Source organism: Nonomuraea sp. N2-4H, from assembly GCF_045291505.1.
Classification (GTDB): Bacteria; Actinomycetota; Actinomycetes; order Streptosporangiales; family Streptosporangiaceae; genus Nonomuraea; species Nonomuraea fastidiosa.
Genome location: NZ_CP147987.1, coordinates 1,471,541 through 1,489,188, shown reverse-complemented (window position 1 = coordinate 1,489,188; position 17,648 = coordinate 1,471,541). Strand labels below are relative to the sequence as shown.

Sequence of the window (17,648 nt, the reverse complement as noted above, 5' to 3'; positions counted from 1 at the left end):
TTCGCGGATGTTACATATACTCGACACGCGATGGAAGAGCGTAATCGAACGCTGAGCGCCCGATCGGCGGTGCTGAGCGCGCTGCTGGGCAGCCACCCGCCCCGCCTGCCCGCCCGGGACCTGGTGCGCATCGGGGCGCTGTTCGGCATCGCCGAGGGCACGGTGCGAGTGGCGCTGTCGCGCATGGTCGCGGCGGGCGACCTGGTGCAGTCAGGCGGCATGTACGCGCTGTCGCAGCGCCTGGTCGAGCGCCAGGCCAGGCAGGATGAGAGCCGCGCCCCCCATGTCAAGCCGTGGGACGGCACGTGGGAGGTGGTCGTGGTGACCGCCGAGCGGCGCGCGCCCGCGGACCGGGCCGCGTTCCGGCACACCATGACCGCGCTGCGCCTGGCGGAGCTGCGCGAGGGCACCTGGATGCGCCCGGCGAACCTGGTGCGGGTCTGGCCGGAGATCGTCACCGCGCAGTGCACGCTCATCGACGGCCGCCCGCACGACGATCCCACTCCCCTGCTGTGGGACCTGGACGGCTGGGCGGCGGAGGCGGTGCGGCTCGAACGCGCGCTGGACCGGGTGCTGGAGACCGGTCTCGGCGGGGCGCGCGAGACGGGCGGGCTGGCCGAGGGCTTCCTCGTCTCGGCCGCGGTGCTGCGCCACCTGCTCGCCGACCCGCTGCTGCCCGGTGAGCTGCTGCCGGACGGCTGGCCCGGGGCCCGGCTGCGGGAACGCTACGACGACTTCGACCGCCGCTACCGGGAGGTGCTGCAGGAGCACCTGCGCAGCTAGGTAACGGTCACAGCGGCACGGCGAAGATCGTGCGCTTGTTGCGGAACTCGGTGACGCTCCACAGCCTGCCGTCCTGCACGGTCAGGTCCTCGGGGCCGATGGGGAACGGCCGGGTGGTCAGTGTGTCGCCGTCGAAGACCCGGAGCCTGCCGTTGGTGGTGGCGTTGACGGCCTGGCTGAGGTACCACTTGCCGTCGTACGACACCGCGCCCTGGATCTTCTCCTGCCCCGTGATGTAGGCGTCCTCGGGCGCCCCGCCCTCCATGTCGAGCGGCCAGCGCGCCACCCACCCGTTACCGTCGCCCTCGCGGTACTCGCCGGTGATGAGCCTGGGCGTGTCGCCGCTGCGGTCGATGGCGACGTACGAAAAGCGTGGCCCGGCCTGGGTGACCCGCCAGAAGTCGGTCTGGGGGACGATGTAGCGGTAGCCGAAGGCGTGCAGCTTGCCGCCGTGCCGGCCGATCCTGTCGGGGTCGCCGAGGTCCTTCTGCGCGGTGCGCAGGTCGAGGATGTGGCGGAGGTCGAAGACGCGCAGGCCGCGCACGGTGTCGGCGACGTAGAGCAGGTCGCCGTGGCAGGCGATGCCGCCGGCGTGGATGTTGATCGGCCCGTACGACCCGTCGGGCTTGGCCAGCACCAGCAGCGCGTGCTGGTATTTCAGCGTCTGGGGGCTGAAGAACGAGACCCTGATGCCGCGCTCGCCCGCCGTCGGCTTGAAATACCAGCTGATCATGAACGCCGGGACGCCGATGCCGCCGGAGTCGTCGCTGCCGGTCAGGCCCTGGGGGTACCAGTCGGGGGTGTTCTGGTCGCCGTTGTCGAAGGCGTACCAGATCGGCGGCCGGGGATTCATCGATCCCATCGCGGCGGCCGCGCCCTTGTTCGTGCCTCTCCTGTTGGCGTTGGCGAGCACCGCCTCCACGGCGGTGCTGCCGATTTCGCCAGCGAGTTTGTCCGCTCCCTCCGCCAGATCGCCCGTCGCCCGATTCAGCGCAAAACGTGCTGTATCGGTGGATACCATCCCCGATGCCGCCATATTGTCCTCACCTTTTCCGTCTCTTGACCAGTTTGACGGACGGGCGAGAAATATGGTTTGCACTTACTTCCACAAATGCACGGGCAGCCCGGAAAGCGCGAGTTCACGGTAACGCCGCACCATGCGCCCCCGGTCGCCGCCGAAACGCGCCAGCGCCTCGCGCTGCCACACAGAACCGGTGCGCCGCAGCCTGGTCCGCTGCGCGACGACGTCCAGCGCCCGGTCCGCGTCCGACGCCGTCACCCCGGCCTTGAGCAGGCCGTCCCGCGCCTCGGGCAGCAGCGAGAGCACCAGCTCGGCGGCCTCGTACTCGCCGTCCCTGCCGGGCCACGACAGCTTGGCGTCGAGGCCGTCCATGGCCGCGCGGTAGAAGTTCTGGTACGCCTGCGCGAAGCGGTAGCCGGTCAGGTCCCGCTCGGCCTGCGACAGCGTCAGCCCCAGCAGGAACGCCGTGTTGGCGGCCATGTCCGCGCAGGACGGCCCCGCGGGCAGGGCGCGCAGCTCGATCCGCAGGTGACCGCCGTCCGCGGGGTCGTAGACGGGGCGGTTCCACTGCCAGATCGTGCCCTGGTGCAGCCGCAGCTCCGGCACCTCGTGCTCCGGCGCGCCCTCGGTGATGTCGGGCACGATGGGGTCGTAGTCCCGTACGTACCGCTCGAACAGCTCGTGCGCGCCCTCGCGCACCCAGTCGGAGCCGAACGTCACCCGCCCGTCCCTGCGCTCCGGCCGCTGCACGTCGCGGTCGTCGGCCGCCTCCTCCATGAGCGCGATCCGCGTCTCCTCCCACAGCTCGCGCCCCAGGAAGAACGGCGAGTTGCCGCACGCGGCCAGCACCGGGCCGATCGCGAGCTGCGCGGCGTTGAACAGCCGGGCGAAGCTCTCCGGCGGGGTGCGGATGTGCACCTGCCAGGAGGTGTTGGCGCTCTCCAGGATCACGTCCTCGACGGAGAGCTCCAGGTTGCCGATCTTCACCAGGAACGGTTCGAGCCGCAGCCGCCGCAGGCCCCTGCTCATGGCGCGGTAGCGGTTCTGGTCGCTCATCGCGCCCAGCGTGAAGTGCCCGGCGTCGAGCGTCGGCAGGATGCCGATGGGCAGCGCGCCGCCGCCCGCCACCGCGCCGTCGATCTTGGTGATGGCCTCCTGGACCTCCGCGCCCAAGGTCTCGAACGGCCGCCCCGCCAGCGGGATGGGGGTGAGGTTGACCTCTATGTTGTAGCGGCCCAGCTCGAGCACCACGCGGGGGTCGCCCAGGGCGTCGCGCACCTGGTCGTTGCGCTGCAGCGGCATGCCTTCGTCGTCGATGAGGAACAGCTCCAGCTCGGCCCCGATCGTCACGGGACCCTCGCCGAAGCCGGGGGTGGTGAGCAGCTCGCGCAAGACCGAGAGCTGCTGCTGGATGCGCTCGCCGAAGCGGGCGAACTCCGCCTCGGTGAATCGCTCCTTTTCGAGATCCTTACCCATCACCCTCTTCTGTCCAAGAGTTGGTCGTTAACACGTGTTCCGGCGGAGGTTCAGGTCACATGCCGCTCCCGGGGTATTGCGCGACCTGCGGCGACGCGCTCTAAGCTCGGGGGATGCGCGCGGTTGCCTTTGACATCTTCGGTGGTGAGCTCGACGTTCGTGAGCTGCCCGACCCTTCCCCCGCCCCGCACGGCGCGGTGATCAGAGTCGAGGCGACGGGGTTGTGCCGGTCCGACTGGCACGGCTGGCAGGGGCACGACCCCGACATCAAGGTCCTGCCTCACGTGCCGGGCCACGAGCTGGCGGGCGTGGTCGAGGCGGTCGGCTCCGACGTACGGGGCTGGCGGCCGGGGGCGCGGGTCACGGTGCCGTTCATCTGCGCCTGCGGCTCCTGCCCCTCCTGCGCTACCGGCGATCAGCAGGTCTGCGAGCGGCAGACCCAGCCCGGCTTCACGCACTGGGGCTCGTTCGCCGAGTACGTCGCCATCGACCACGCCGACGTCAACCTCATCGCCGTTCCCGAGGACATGGCCTTCGCCACGGCGGCCGGGCTCGGCTGCAGGTTCGCCACCGCGTTCCGCGCCGTGGTCCAGGTCGGCGAGGTGCGTCCGGGCGAGTGGGTGGCCGTGCACGGCTGCGGCGGCGTCGGCCTGTCGGCCATCATGATCGCCACGGCGGCCGGGGCCAGGGTCGTCGCGGTCGACATCAGCACCGACGCGCTGCACCTGGCCGAGCTGGCCGGCGCCACCCACTTCGTCAACGGCTCGGCCGGCGACGCGGCCGCCCAGGTCAGGGAGCTGACCAGAGGCGGTGCGCACGTCTCGCTCGACGCGCTGGGCAGCCCGCAGACGTGCGCGGCCTCCGTCGAGAGCCTGCGCCGCAGGGGCCGCCACGTCCAGGTCGGCCTGCTGCCAGGCGGGCCGACGCCGGTGCCGATGGCCCGCGTGATCGGCCACGAGCTGCGGCTGCTCGGCAGCCATGGCATGGCGGCGCACGCGTACCCGCCGATGCTGGAGATGATCAGGGCCGGGATCCTGCACCCCGACCAGCTCGTCACCCGCACGATCGGGCTCGCCGACGCGGGCAAGGCGCTGGCGTCGATGGGCTCGGTGCCGGGCGTCACCATGATCACCCCTCGCTCCGCACCCTGACCATCCGCTCCGCACCCTGACCATCCGCCCGGACCTCGGGACCCCCGCCCGGCCATCTCGCCGGACCTCCCGCCCGGGGCGCCCGACCGGCCGGGCGCCCCGCTCGCCGGCCCTCGTGATCGGCCGTACACCCCTCACCGGATGAGCGGGAGGCCGGGACGTAGGGTGAGGTTCATGGATTATGTGCGTCTTGGTAATACGGGTCTGAAGGTCTCCCGGGTGTGCCTCGGCATGATGAGCTACGGCGACCCCGCCAAGCTGGAGTGGTCGTTGCCGTACGACCAGGCCGAGCCGCTCATCCGCAGGGCCGCGGACGGAGGCGTCACGTTCTTCGACACCGCCGATGTCTACAGCACCGGCGAGAGCGAGGTCGTGACCGGCAAGGCGCTGCGCGCGATCTTCCCCAGGCGGGAGGACTACGTGCTGGCGACCAAGGTGTGCTTGCCGATGGGCGACGGCCCCAACGACCGCGGCTTGTCACGCAAGCACATCCTCGACAGCATCGACGCCTCGCTGCGCCGCCTCGGCACCGACTACGTGGACCTGTACCAGATCCACCGCTGGGACGACGAGACGCCGATCGAGGAGACGATGGAGGCGCTGAACGACGTGGTCAGGGCCGGTAAGGCCCGCTACATCGGCGCTTCCAGCATGTACGCCTGGCAGTTCGCCAAGGCCCAGCACGTGGCCGAGGTGAACGGCTGGACGAAGTTCGTCTCGATGCAGAACCACTACAACCTCCTCTACCGCGAGGAGGAGCGGGAGATGCTGCCGCTCTGCGCCGACCAGGGCGTGGGCGTGATCCCATGGAGCCCGCTGGCGCGCGGCGTACTGGCCAGGGCCGGTTCGTCCGCCTCGACCGCGCGGGCCGGATCCGACCAGCGCATCGCGTACCTGTACGACCCCGAGAACGACAAGCTGATCCTCGACCGGGTCGCGCAGCTCGCGGCCGACCGGGGTGTGCCCGCCGCGCAGCTCGCGCTGGCGTGGGTGCTGCGCCGTCCCGAGATCACCGCGCCCATCGTGGGGGCCACGAAGGAGGGTCACGTGGACGACGCGCTCGCCGCCGTGTCGGTGACGCTGACGGACGACGAGGTGCGGTTCCTGGAGGAGGCGTACCGGCCGCGCGAGGTGCGGCTCTAGGAGGCGTCGCCTTCAGGGCGGTGGCCGGCCTTGGCCTGCCGGACCAGCTCGTACACGCGTGACCGCGGCTCGGCGGAGCGCGGCAGGGATCGGGTGGTGAGCTGGTCACGGCGGTCCGGCGGGCCGGACGCGGCGAGCGCCTCGTCGCGCACGTCGAGCATGGGCGTCACGTCCGCCCGCGGGGCGGTGGTCATCTCAGCCTTTCCACTGGGTGGCCCGCCGGCCGGTGTACCAGCGCAGCAGCCGGGCCTCCGCGGCCCTGAACCCCGGTAGTCCGGAGAAGATCGCGCCGATCGATTGTTGACCATCTCCCATGATCCCCTTGCGCTAGGAGAGCGTTGGACATCGCGGACGCTCTGTCCGGCCGTGTTATTGACAATTTCGTCGGCAAATCGGGCTGCGCGGAATTGTCGGAGCGAGGCCCTAAGGTGGGGGCATGCGGGCAAACGAGGAGGCTGCGGCGGCGCTGCAGGAATACGCCGAGCTGTTCGCGCTCACCGGCGGCGACGCCTTCAGGGTGCGCAGCTACCAGAAGGCGGCGAAGGCCATCGCGGGGTTCCCCGAGGACATCTCGGTCGTCGACGTGCGCTCGGTCCCGGGGGTCGGCGAGGCGATCGCGAAGAAGATGGAGGAGTTCCTGCAGCGCGGGAGCTTCCGCCAGCTCGACGACCTGCGCGGGCGTGTCCCCGAGGGCGTGCGGCGGCTGACCAGGGTCCCCTCGCTCGGGCCCAAGACCGCCATCATGCTGTACGAGGACTTCGGCATCGACTCCACCGAGGCGCTCAGCGAGGCCATCACCTCGGGCCGGCTCGACGGCGTCAAGGGCCTCGGCCCCAAGACCCTGGCCAACCTCCTCAAGGGCATCCAGCAGCTCGAGCAGTCGGGCCGCCGGGTCCACATCGGCATCGCGATGGCGCTGGCCGAGCAGGTGATGGAGTCGCTGAAGGCCGAGCGCATCGCGTACGCGGGGTCGCTGCGGCGCATGAAGGACACCATCGGCGACATCGACATCCTCGCCGTGGCGCCCGAGTCGATCATGAGCGACTTCCGCGCCCAGCCCTACGTCGCCGAGGTCATCGCCGCCGGCGACAAGAAGACGTCCGTACGCACCACCTCCGGCATCCAGGTCGACCTGCGGGTGGTGCCGGCCGGGTCGTGGGGCGCGGCCATGCAGTACTTCACCGGCTCCAAGGAGCACAACGTCGCCATCAGGGAGCTGGCGGTCAAGAAGGGCTGGAAGCTATCCGAGTACGGGCTGTTCGAGGGCGACCGGGTGATCGCCGCCGAGTCCGAGGAGGACATCTACCACGCGCTGGGCATGCAGTACGTACCGCCGCCACTGCGCGAGGACGGCGGCGAGGTCAAGGCGGCGCTGGCCGGCGAGCTGCCGGTGCTGGTGGAGCTGGGCGACCTCAAGGGCGACCTGCACACCCACACCGACCTCACCGACGGCATCGCGACGCTCGAGGACATGGTGGCCGCCGCCGCTGCCCGCGGCTACTCCTACTACGCGGTCACCGACCACGCCCCCGACCTGGCGATGCAGCGCATGACCCTGGACAAGGCGCTGGAGCAGCGCGGGCGGGTGGCCGAGCTGCAGGCGAAATACCCGAAGATGCGGCTGCTGCACGGCACCGAGCTCAACATCGCGCCCGACGGCTCGGTCGACTGGCCCGAGGAGATCCTGCGGGAGTTCGACGTGTGCGTGGCCTCGGTCCACTCCCACTTCACGATGTCGCGCGACGAGATGACCCGCCGCTTCATCGCGGCCTGTGAGAATCCGTACGTCGACATCATCGGCCACCCCACCACCCGCAAGATCGGCAAGCGGCCGCCGGTCGACGCCGACTGGGACGCCGTCTTCCGCGCCGCCGCCCGCACCGGCACCGCCATGGAGATCGACTCCTACCCCGACCGCTCCGACCTGCCGTCCGACCTGGTACGGCTGGCCCGGCACCACGGGGTCAAGTTCTCGATCGACAGCGACTCTCACGCGATCCCGCACCTCGCGCACCAGCGCTACGGGGTGGGCATCGCGCAGCGGGCCTGGCTGACAACGGACGACGTCATCAACACCTGGCCCCTCGACCGGCTGCTCGCCTTCCTGGGCAGGTAGGTTTCCCCGGTTCGCTTGCTTGGGCAGGCGGGTCTGCCCTAAGTCATCACCCGGAGCCGTGACGCCGGCCCCCACCTCCAGGACCTGCCACGACACCCGACGAGCCCAACCGCCTGACCCACCGCCTGACCCCACCGCCTGACCCGAGCGGACGGCCTGCCGGGCGCCAGGCGAGCGAGGCGGGAGCCGGGCGGGGCGCAGCCGCGCGAGGCGGGAGCCGGGCGGGGCGCAGCCGCGCGAGGCGCAGCCGCACGAGGCGCAGCCGCACGAGGCGCAGCCGCACGAGGCGCAGCCGGACGACGGTGTTCCCTGGGTCGGTCACCAGATGCGCGGGCCTACATGGCAGGCCAGCGGAAGCACGACACGTGCGCGAGGTTTTCCCCGCCCGCGAAGCACGTCCACGCGACCTACGTGCCAACGCCACTCACCGCCCCGAGCGCCCGATGCGACTCAAAAGGCGAACCCAAGGATCAGAAACCCGAGCGCAGGATCCTGTCGTCGGTGCGGCTCGCCCGCCTCCAGTCCCACCGCGAACGACCCACCACGCCGTCACCTCAGGACCGACCCACCACACCATCGCCTCAGGACCGACCCACCACGCGGTCGCCTCGGGACCGGCTTTCCACGTGGTCGCCTCTGGAACCACCGTCCAGCCGCCACAACCTGCCTGCCGTCCATCGCGCGGAGACGATCGAGCCGCGTGAGGCCGTCAGCGCCTTTGCGGGCTTCCTCCGTGGGTGGGCGGTGGCAATCACGCTGTTCGCGAAGCCCCCCGCGCCTTGATCGGCTTGCGGTGGGTTGCACCGGCGGAAGGCGAAGCCCGCCGGTGGGGCGGGTGCTCACCGTGGAGACTCAGGCGCATCAGGAGTGCTCAGGCCGGTGAGGCGGGTGAGGGCGGTGAAGCCGTCCGGGGTGCCGGGCCAGTGGCGGCGTACCGTGTCGAGGCCGGCTCGCCGCACCACCGACCGCAGGACGGCCGCCACGACGATGGCGTCGTCGGCGTACCCGATGACGGGGATGAAGTCCGGTATCAGGTCGATCGGCACCGCCAGGTAGGCGACCAGCAGCCAGAGCCGCACCCGTACGCCACGGGGCAGGTCCCGGTCGGCGGCGAGGCGGCGAACGAGTCGCAGCATGTCGGGCAGCAGCCGCAGCGACTCCCGGAGCAGGCCGCCGCGCGGCCGGACGGCGGCGAGCACGACCACCAGCGCCACCCAGCAGGCCACGACCGCGACCGCCACCCCGATCAGCAGATCCCACCACCACGTATCGGTCAACCGCTCGACACCTTTCCCACCGCCGACAAGACCACGACCACGGTGCAGCCAGAATCCGAAGACGGCAACCCGCCGAGAGCCGGAGCCGGCCGACAGGAGCCGCCGGCGACCGTAAGTCACCACGAGTCGGGGCCGGCTGGGAGCGCTTCTGTGTGTCGTGCTCATTGGGCGCGGCGCATTGTCCTGCCATCCCACCGCGACGTGACGCCCTGCCGGGCAACGGCCGAAGCCCCCGTGGGAGGTTCACGCGGGCGCGCCGACGCTCGGCGAACGGCCGGCCAAGGCGCCCAGACCAATGGCACGACGCCCATCACCACCGGACCACCGGCGGCCAGGCGGCGAGAACCGACCGAAGCCGCAGGCGCGGCGGAGAGAGATGGGTGGCGCGGACAAGCTCCGGCAAGTGGCATGAGGCACTACCCGGTACGAGGCGGTGGCCACGGAGCGGGGCGACAAGCCCGACACAGGACAGCGGCCCCGGTGCAGGGTGACAAGCCCAAACGGGCGGCGGCGCAAAGCGGAACGACAGGCCCGCCACGAGACGGCGACCCCAGAGGCGAGACGGCGAGCCCCGAACGGGCGACAACCCCAGAACGAGCGGCCCACCTGGTGCAGGGCGGTGGGCTCGGTGCAGGGCGGTGGGCTCGGTGCGGGGCTTGGGACGGGCGAGGGCGCAGACGGGGCGTTAGGCGGGATCGCGGCAGTCGCGCGTAACCACCACACCGCTCCCCCTGACATCGTCACCGCACCCCGATCGCCAGCACACCCACGCCCCTCGCACGCCAATGCCGTGCGCCCCGGCATGTCCCCACTCACCCGCGAGTGCCCGTGTGCGGTGAGGTCGGGGCAGGGGTGAGGGCGCAGCCGGGGCGTTGGTCATACGGCGTGGCCGGGGCCGTTGGGCGGGGGCGTTGGGCGGGGCGCGACGAGGGTCGTTGGGGTGGGGTGGGTGGCGGGTAGGTGAGCGGGCGGGGAACGTTCCTGTACAGGCTGGGCAGATTTCGGCAAGGAAGGGCGCGCGGAGTCAGCCGCAGGAGATTAGATGGTTTCCAGGTAGGAAATAGTCACAACGAGGTGATGCTCCATGAGGCAAGCCACGGCATCGATCGTCAAGCCGCTGCCCGACCACCTGTTCCGGGTGCACGGCAACAGCGCCGAGATGAGGTGGGAGTCCATGGCGGGCCTCGGCTATCACACGCCGAACGACCGGTTCTTCGTCAGGAACCACACCTCGACGCCCCTCATCGACGTCACCACCTGGCAGCTGCGCGTCCACGGCCCCGGGGTCCGGCGGCCGCACGCGTTCACGTACGACGAGCTGCGCGCGATGCCGTCCCGCACGTACGACGTGGCGCTGGAGTGCGCCGGCAACGGGCGGCGCTTCTACCGGACGCAGCAGCACGACGGCGCTCCCGGCACGCAGTGGGGTCTCGGCGGGATCGGGGTGGCGCGCTGGCGCGGGGTGCCGCTGAAACACCTGCTCAAGGAGGTGGGCGTGCGGCCGGAGGCGGTGGACGTGCTCGCGACGGGGCTGGACGAGCCGTTCGAGGAGTACGGCCACGTGCGCCGGCCACTGCCGATCGCCAAGGCGATGGACGACGTGCTCGTGGCCTACGAAATGAACGGTGTGCCGCTTCCTCCGGACCATGGATTTCCGGCGCGGCTGGTGGTGCCGGGATGGGTGGGAATCGCGTCGATCAAATGGCTCGGGGAGCTCGAAGTCGCCACAGAGAAGATCTTCACGCCGTGGAACACCGTTTTCTACGCGGACGTCACCACGCAGCCGATCAAGAGCGCGTTCGAGCTGCCGTGGAATGCGAGGGTGCCGCTGCCGGACGTCCGGATCCTGCGCGGGCGGTCGTGGTCGGGGCGGGGCAGGATCGTCAGGGTGGAGGTGAGCGACGACGGCGGGCTCACCTGGCGCGAGGCCGAGCACCACGGCCACCACCTGGCGAAAGCCTGGCTGCCGTGGCACATCGAGTGGACGCCGCGGCGCACCGGCACGAGGCTGCTGATGGCCCGCGCGACCGACGAGACCGGCGCCACGCAGCCGCTCACGTGCACCAAACACCCGATGGGATATCACTTCGACGCCGTCGTACGACACCCCGTGCACGTCGTCTTCGGCTGACGAAAAAGTCATCCATCGCCCGCCTTGGGCAATTTTCATCTGACAAAGCGGCTGAATTCATCTGGCGGACTCCCCGGGAAACCTTCCGGAAATCCCGTCATGTGATGCTGCCGGCATCACCGGGAAAAGGAGAGCCGATGCGTCAGCTGACCGCACTCGACGCCCAATTCCTCCACCTGGAGTCGGCGACCACCGCCGCGCACGTGGCCGGACTGGCGGTGCTCGACCCGGCGGACGGCATGGTCCGCAGAGACGCGCTGGCGGAGCTGCTGCGCGCCCGCCTGCACCTGTCCCCCGCGCTCAGCATGCGCCTGGCGGAGGTGCCGCTGGGGCTCGATCATCCGTACTGGGTCGCCGATCCCGATCTCGACATCGACCGCCATCTCTTCGAGCTGACCCTGCCGGCGCCGGGCGACGACCGGCAGCTCGCGGCGGCGGTCGCGGAGATCCACGCCCGCAGGCTCGACAGGACGCGGCCGCTGTGGGAGATGCACCTGATCAAGGGCCTGCGCGGGGGCCGGGTCGCCGTCTACACGAAGGTGCATCACGCGGCCATCGACGGGGTTTCGGGGGCGGAGACCCTGGCGGCGCTGCTCGATCTCAGCCCCGACGGCCACTTGACCTCGGCAAAGACGCGACCGGCCGCGCCAGCGGCGCCCCAGAAGGCGGGGCTCGCGGGGATGCTGGTCGGAGCGGCGGTGCACGGCGCCGCCCAGCCGCTGCGCGCCGCCCGTTCGATGATCAGGGCGGCGGCGGATCTGGACGCCATCCCGCTGGCCGCCGCGCTCCCGGGCGCGAAGCTGATCGCCAGGGCGGCCAGGGCGGTCAGCGGCGACCGGCAGCACCGGCCCGAGCTGCCGCGCCTGGCGGTGCCGCGCACGCCGTTCAACGGCCCGATCAGCGCCCGCCGCCACCTGTCGTTCGGCTCACTGCCGCTCAAGGACATCAAGAAGATCGCCAAGGCGCACGGCATGAGCGTCAACGACGTGGTGATGACGCTGTGCGCGTCCGCGCTGCGCTCGTGGCTTGTGGAGCGGGACGCGCTGCCCGACGCGCCGCTGGTCGTGGCCGTGCCCGTCGCGGTGCGCCGTAAGGGAGCCGAGGACCTGATCGGCAACCAGATCTCGGCCATGATGGCCCCGGTGCCGACGAACGTACCGGACCCGCTGGAGCGGCTGCGGGTCATGGGCGCGGTGATGAGCCGGGCCAAGCGCCGGTTCGCACTCGCTCCCGCGACGTGGCCGAGCGAGCTGTGCTCGCTGCTGCCCGCCCCGGTCACGAGCCTGGCCACGCCGGCCGTGTTCCGCCTGGCCGGCATGGCCTTCCCGCCGGTCAACCTGATCGTCAGCAACGTGCCGGGGCCGCAGTTCCCGCTCTACCTGTGCGGCGGGCGGGTGCTGTCGTACTACCCGCTGTCGGTGCTGAGCGACGTCAGCGGCGGCCTCACCATCACGTGCTTCTCGTACGACGGCATGCTCGACTTCGGCATCGTGGCCTGCCCCGAGCGCGTGGACGACGTGTGGAGCCTGCTCGCCCACCTGCGCACGGCGCTCGACGAGCTGTCAGACGAGCGAGTGGGCGATGAGTTCCGCGACGGCGTCGGGGTCGATCTGGTGGCCGGTTAGCTGGCACAGGTTCTCCTGGTACAGCAGGGCGGCGGCGAACATGGCCGCCGCCACCTCCAGCCTGGCCGCGTCGCCGCGCGCCCCGGGCATGGCGAGCTCGAGCGCGAACCTGGCCCGCCTGACGAGCTCGCCGTTGAGCCGGGTGAGCCGCTCCTTGACCGAGCCGTGGGTGTCGGCCTCGCGGAACAAGATGCGCCGCATCGACGGCGAGGCGCGCAGCGGCAGGGCGCGGGCGAGCCGGGCGAGCGTGCCGGCCAGGTCGCCGGGCACGGCCTCGACCTCGCGGCCCTCCTCGATGACGGCGCGTTCGTTCACGAGAGCGACCAGCATGTCGATCTTCTGCGGAAAGTACTGAGCAATCAGCCGCTTGGGCACTTTCGCGAATTTCGCTATGACCGCGGTCGTGGTGGCCTCGTACCCGCGGCCCGCGAACAGCTCCTCCGCCGCGTCCAGGATGCGCGTGCGGACGTCACCGATCACCACAGCTCAGCACATTAATGCGGGGTGCGAGTGACACGCCATGCCGTCGGGGCGAGAGGGGTGTCGCACGTGTCACCCCGGACGCACCTCGCGAGACCGCCGTGTAGCATTTGAGACGAAACTGTCTCGTTAGCTACGCAGGTGTCTGCCATGGCCGTGCGCCGCGACCAGATCATGAAGGCCGCGATCCATCACCTCAACGAGAACCCGCTCGCCTCCATGACGCAGCTCGCCGAGGCGGCCGGCGTCAGCAGGGCGACCTTGCACCGCCACTTCAGCAGCCGCGAAGAGCTGATGCTCGCGCTCGCGCACCGCGCCCACGACCGGCGGGAACGTCTCCAGGAGCAGTGCGGGCTGGCCGCCGCGACCGCGTCGCAAAATCCGAAGGCGCTGGCCGAGGCGCTGGACGCGCTGATCGTCGGCATGATCGAGATCGCCGACGAGTACGGCTTCGGCCTGACCGACTACACGCTCATGATCGAGCCCGAACTGCGCCGCCGCGCCGAGGAGCTGGAGGCGCGCGAGCTGGAGTTCTACGCCGCCGCCCAGCGCGCCGGGGTGCTCCGCGCCGACCTGCCCGTGCGGTGGGTGAGCAACACCGTGTACGGGCTGATGGCGACCGTACGCGAGAGCCTGCGCCACGGTGACGTGGCCCGCCGGGACCTGCCCCGGCTGCTGCGGGCCACGTTCCTGGAGGGCGCCGGGCCCGAGAGAGGCGGATCATGACGGCGGTCACCACCTCGCGGCGCCGGCCGTTCAGGCGCGGGCGGCCCTCACCGAGTCTCTGGTGCTGACGAGTGCGGCCGGGGCGGCGCCGATGCCGGCCGGCAGGCTGGTGGTGCGGCTGCTGACCCCGCGCCGTCTGAACGTGGCCGCCGCCGAGCACCGACGGCCTACGCCCGGAGACCGGCTCAGGGCTGGGGGTCGGGGCCGGCGACCTGGTCGGCCACGCGGCCGATGCGGGCCAGCCGGGCGAGCGCCGGGCGCGAGAGCACCTCGCCGATGTCGTGCAGGGCGATGATCAGCTCTTCGACTCCGTCGAGCGGCATGTCGGGCTCCCTGTTCAGCAGGATGCCCCGGTAGTCCTCGGGGGAGACGGCACCGCCGGGCAGCTCGATGCGGTCGTTCTCGGCGCGGAACAGCACCGGGACCGAGGTGTCGAGGGCGAGCGCGAGCGCGGTCAGCTCGGCTGCGGTGAAGGCGCGCTGGCCGCGCTCGGCCTGGTGGACGGCCTGGCGGCTCCAGGGCCTGTCGAGGTAGCGGCCGAGCGCCTCGCCCAGCTCGGTCAGTGACATCCCGCGCTCCGCCCGCAGGCGTGCGATCTGTCGGCCGATGGCCTCTTCGACCCGCAATGCGATCACCCCTTCGGAGTGTCATTGTGCACGATGACACCGAAAGTCAAGCGTTGACGACAAGGCGATCGTGGCAGTACCGTCAATGTACAGATTTCCCCGTCAATGTTGCCGATGACAGGCCGCGGATACGGCCGATGGTGAGGCGCGACATGCAAGACATCAGCATCGAGGTGGTCGGACCGGTCGGCGACTGCGCCGTGCTCAAGATCGCCGGTGAGGTCGACGTGTTCACCGCTCCGAAGCTGCGCGAGCAGGTGATCGGCCTTGCGAGCCAGGGCGTCGTCCACCTCATCGCCGACCTGAGCACGGTCGAGTTCCTCGACTCGACCGGCCTCGGCGTCCTGGTCGGCGGGCTCAAGCGGCTCCGCACGCAGGAGGGCTCGCTGGCGCTGGTGATGACCACCGAGCGGATCTCCAAGATCTTCCGCATCACCGGGCTCACCGCCGTCTTCGCCTCCCACTCCTCCGTCGGCGAGGCGATCACCGCCGACCCCCACTGGAAGCAGGTCGTCGAGGAGGCGGCCGGCAGCGTCGAGGACTGGTGCAAGCAGCACGGCCTGTCCTGACCCCGGCCTGACCTGCGGTCCGGCGTCGACGTGCGCGAAATGCGCCGCCGCATCGGGCTGGTCGCCTCCAGCCGGCGGCTCGTCGACGAGGAGCTGATGGGGTAGCCCGGTCGCATGGCCTGTGCCTGGTCCGCGATCCGGCCTCAGCCCCAGTGCGGCCCGGCCGTGGCCCGGCCGCAGCATGATCAAGATCCCAAGGCGTCGTGCCCGTCAGGGGCGCGACGCCTCGTCCAGCAGGGCGAGCTCTTCGGCGGTCAGCGTGGTGCCGGCCGCCGCGAGGAGGGGCCCGAGCTGCTCGACGTTGCGGGCGCTCGCGATGGGCGCGGTCACCGTCGGCTGGGCGGCCAGCCAGGCGAGCGCGATCGTCGCGGGCGCCGCGCCGCGCTCCTCCGCCACCCTGTTCAGCGCCTCCAGCACCTTGGGGCCGCGCTCGGTGTTCAGGTACTCGCCCGCCTTCGACGCCCGGGGGCTGTCCACGGTGGCGCCCGGCTTGTACTTGCCGCTCAGGAAGCCTCCAGCGAGCCCGGAGTACGGGGTGCTCGACAGCCCCTCGCGCGCCACCAGGTCGCGCAGCTCGCCCTCGTAGCCGCGCTCGACCAGGTTGTACGGCTGCTGCAACGCGACGTACCTGGCCAGGCCCTCCTTATCGGCGGTCGCGAGCGCCTCGGCCAGCCGGGGCGCGGTGTAGTTGGACGCGCCGATGTAGCGGACCTTGCCCTCGCGGATCAGCGCGTCGAACCCGGCCAGCGTCTCGGCCAGCGGCGTGTCAGGGTCGTCGAAGTGCGCCCAGTAGAGGTCGATGTAGTCCGTACGCAGCCGCCGCAGCGAGTCCTCGGCGGCCGCCTTGATGTTGTCGGCCTTGAGCCCGCTGCGTCCCTCCAGCGAGCCGACCTTGGTGGCCAGCACGATGGACTCACGGTTGCCGCGCGCGGCCAGCCACTCGCCGATGATGGTCTCGGACGTGGGCTCTTCGGTGGCCCAGTACGGGTACACGTCGGCGGTGTCGAGGAAATTGCCGCCGCCTTCGACGTAGGCGTCCAGGACCGCGAACGAGGTCTCCTTGTCGGCCGTCCAGCCGAAGACATTGGTGCCGAGCGAAATCGGAAATACGGACAGGTCGGAATTGCCAATAGTTCTCATCCCGCCATTATCCGCAGCCCGATCCCGGCGGCCTGGCGCGGCCCCGCCCTTGGGCCCTCATGAGAGACGAGCGCGCGGCACGCGGTGGTCTGACGCGTGGCTCCTCGGCCAGGCGCTCATGCGCCCGGGATTCAGGTGACCCGGGCCTCCGCCCCTTACCACGCCGACCAGGACCGATGCCGGCTCGACCGGCGCTCACAGCCCGAGGCTCAGGCGACCCGACCTCCGCCCTGCCCGGTGCTCACCGGTGCTTCTGCGATCCGGGTGATCAGGCGGACCGGTGAACCAGGCTGCCGCACAGGGCGCGCAGGTCGGTGGCGTGCGGCAGGCACTCGTCGAGTACGCCGAGCGCCGAGGCCACGTACCGCTCAGCGAGGCTCTCGGCACCGGCGCGGCCGCCGGCCTCCTCCACCAGTCGGGCGGCGTGCCGTACCGACTCCTCTCCTTCGACGCCCGCCGCGAGCAGGTCGGACAGCTCGCGCGCGGCCGGTCCGTCGCCGGCCAGCGCGGCGAGCACCGGCAGAGTCTTCTTCTCCCGCCGCAGGTCGCTGTGGACGGGCTTGCCGGTCATACGGGGGTCGCCCCAGATGCCGAGGATATCGTCGGCGATCTGGAAGGCGACGCCGAGGTCGCGTCCCATCTGCCACATGCGCCCCGCCAGCTCGGGCGCACCGCCCAGGGCCACGCCGGCCGCGGCGGCGGCGCCCAGCAGGCCGCCGGTCTTGCCCGCCGCCATCGCGGCGTACTCGTCCACGGTGACCTCGCCGGGCCCGCGCCAGGGGCGGTCCTCGAAGGCCATGTCGGCGGTCTGCCCCTGCACCAGCTCCATCAAAGCGGCGGACAGGTAGGGCATCGCCTCGGGACGCCCGGCGAGCTGGCCGACGGCCAGCGCCAGCAGCGCGTCGCCGGTCAGCAGCGCCGGCCCCACACCGTACGCCTTCCACAGCGCGGCCCGATGCCTGCGCAGCTCGTCGCGGTCGATGATGTCGTCGTGGGCCAGGGAGAAGGCGTGCACCAGCTCGACCGCCACGGCGCCGGGCAGCGCGGACTCGGCGGTGCCGCCGACCGCTTCGGCGCTGAGCATGACGAGAGCCGGCCTGACGCCCTTGCCGACACCGCCCTCAAGCGGGCGGCCGTCCACGTCGGACCAGCCGAGCGTGAACGCGGCCATCTTGGCGCCCCAGGGATGCAGCGCCGCGACGGCCTCACGCAGGGCGGGTTCGAGCAGGCGACGGAAGCGTGCCAAGGGGTCGGCGCCCTGCGGCAGAACGGCCGGGCGGCTGACGCTCATCGGGGGCCCCTACCTCCGGTTGATCTTGAAACTCCATGCAGAAGCATGTGATACTCCACGTGGTTTTGATATCTGTCATGACATGCCCGTCAT

The 17,648-nt window shown here is 71.1% G+C and carries 15 protein-coding genes and 1 pseudogene; 8 read left to right on the top strand and 8 right to left on the bottom strand.

Features of this window, described 5'->3' with window-relative positions:
• The first annotated feature begins 30 nt into the window (after positions 1-30).
• Complete coding sequence (locus WBK31_RS06775) at positions 31-783, top strand: PaaX family transcriptional regulator C-terminal domain-containing protein (protein WP_406674490.1); 753 nt, start codon at positions 31-33, stop codon at positions 781-783.
• Between the two features lie 7 nt (positions 784-790).
• On the opposite strand, the gene WBK31_RS06770 is transcribed toward WBK31_RS06775, so the two are convergent.
• Positions 791-1,705 carry a hypothetical protein gene (locus WBK31_RS06770; protein WP_378784269.1) on the bottom strand — a complete coding sequence of 305 codons (915 nt, stop codon included), beginning with the start codon at positions 1,703-1,705 and terminating at the stop codon, positions 791-793.
• A gap of 177 nt (positions 1,706-1,882) precedes the next feature.
• Positions 1,883-3,280, bottom strand: coding sequence for a glutamate--cysteine ligase (locus WBK31_RS06765; RefSeq protein ID WP_378784270.1), 1,398 nt, complete (start codon positions 3,278-3,280; stop codon positions 1,883-1,885).
• Between the two features lie 113 nt (positions 3,281-3,393).
• Between WBK31_RS06765 and WBK31_RS06760 the strand changes: the two genes are divergently transcribed.
• Positions 3,394-4,431 carry a zinc-dependent alcohol dehydrogenase family protein gene (locus WBK31_RS06760; protein WP_378784272.1) on the top strand — a complete coding sequence of 346 codons (1,038 nt, stop codon included), beginning with the start codon at positions 3,394-3,396 and terminating at the stop codon, positions 4,429-4,431.
• A 174-nt stretch (positions 4,432-4,605) separates the two neighbouring features.
• Complete coding sequence (locus WBK31_RS06755; RefSeq protein ID WP_364066544.1) at positions 4,606-5,574, top strand: aldo/keto reductase; 969 nt, start codon at positions 4,606-4,608, stop codon at positions 5,572-5,574.
• Here the strand turns inward: WBK31_RS06755 and WBK31_RS06750 are convergent.
• Positions 5,571-5,768: a hypothetical protein gene (locus WBK31_RS06750; RefSeq protein WP_378784275.1), complete on the bottom strand. Its 198-nt coding sequence runs from the start codon at positions 5,766-5,768 to the stop codon at positions 5,571-5,573. The genes WBK31_RS06755 and WBK31_RS06750 overlap by 4 nt on opposite strands.
• A 242-nt stretch (positions 5,769-6,010) precedes the next feature.
• On the opposite strand from WBK31_RS06750, the gene polX reads away from it, so the two are divergent.
• Positions 6,011-7,690 carry a DNA polymerase/3'-5' exonuclease PolX gene (gene polX / locus WBK31_RS06745; protein WP_364066547.1) on the top strand — a complete coding sequence of 560 codons (1,680 nt, stop codon included), beginning with the start codon at positions 6,011-6,013 and terminating at the stop codon, positions 7,688-7,690.
• A gap of 839 nt (positions 7,691-8,529) precedes the next feature.
• Here polX and WBK31_RS06740 read toward each other — a convergent pair.
• Positions 8,530-8,967: a YkvA family protein gene (locus WBK31_RS06740; RefSeq protein ID WP_378784278.1), complete on the bottom strand. Its 438-nt coding sequence runs from the start codon at positions 8,965-8,967 to the stop codon at positions 8,530-8,532.
• A gap of 1,084 nt (positions 8,968-10,051) precedes the next feature.
• On the opposite strand from WBK31_RS06740, the gene WBK31_RS06735 reads away from it, so the two are divergent.
• Together WBK31_RS06735 and WBK31_RS06730 are read left to right on the top strand one after the other, a co-directional pair.
• Positions 10,052-11,098: a sulfite oxidase gene (locus tag WBK31_RS06735; RefSeq protein ID WP_364066553.1), complete on the top strand. Its 1,047-nt coding sequence runs from the start codon at positions 10,052-10,054 to the stop codon at positions 11,096-11,098.
• A gap of 137 nt (positions 11,099-11,235) precedes the next feature.
• Positions 11,236-12,723: a WS/DGAT/MGAT family O-acyltransferase gene (locus WBK31_RS06730; protein ID WP_406674489.1), complete on the top strand. Its 1,488-nt coding sequence runs from the start codon at positions 11,236-11,238 to the stop codon at positions 12,721-12,723.
• Here WBK31_RS06730 and WBK31_RS06725 read toward each other — a convergent pair.
• Positions 12,661-13,206, bottom strand: coding sequence for a helix-turn-helix domain-containing protein (locus WBK31_RS06725; protein WP_364066559.1), 546 nt, complete (start codon positions 13,204-13,206; stop codon positions 12,661-12,663). The two genes, WBK31_RS06730 and WBK31_RS06725, sit on opposite strands and share 63 nt — an antisense overlap.
• Positions 13,207-13,353: 147 nt before the next feature.
• Here WBK31_RS06725 and WBK31_RS06720 point away from each other — a divergent pair, with 147 nt between their 5' ends.
• On the top strand, positions 13,354-13,929 hold the full coding sequence (locus tag WBK31_RS06720; protein WP_378784282.1) for a TetR/AcrR family transcriptional regulator: 576 nt from the start codon (positions 13,354-13,356) through the stop codon (positions 13,927-13,929).
• A 185-nt stretch (positions 13,930-14,114) separates the two neighbouring features.
• On the opposite strand, the gene WBK31_RS06715 is transcribed toward WBK31_RS06720, so the two are convergent.
• Complete coding sequence (locus tag WBK31_RS06715) at positions 14,115-14,564, bottom strand: helix-turn-helix domain-containing protein (RefSeq protein ID WP_378784283.1); 450 nt, start codon at positions 14,562-14,564, stop codon at positions 14,115-14,117.
• Positions 14,565-14,707: 143 nt separating this feature from the next.
• Here WBK31_RS06715 and WBK31_RS06710 point away from each other — a divergent pair.
• A pseudogene (locus tag WBK31_RS06710) lies at positions 14,708-15,046 on the top strand (STAS domain-containing protein); the annotation flags it as partial.
• A gap of 288 nt (positions 15,047-15,334) precedes the next feature.
• Here the strand turns inward: WBK31_RS06710 and WBK31_RS06705 are convergent.
• Together WBK31_RS06705 and WBK31_RS06700 are read right to left on the bottom strand one after the other, a co-directional pair.
• Complete coding sequence (locus WBK31_RS06705) at positions 15,335-16,264, bottom strand: aldo/keto reductase (protein ID WP_364066567.1); 930 nt, start codon at positions 16,262-16,264, stop codon at positions 15,335-15,337.
• 268 nt (positions 16,265-16,532) lie between these two features.
• Complete coding sequence (locus WBK31_RS06700; protein ID WP_364066570.1) at positions 16,533-17,555, bottom strand: polyprenyl synthetase family protein; 1,023 nt, start codon at positions 17,553-17,555, stop codon at positions 16,533-16,535.
• Positions 17,556-17,648 lie beyond the last annotated feature (93 nt).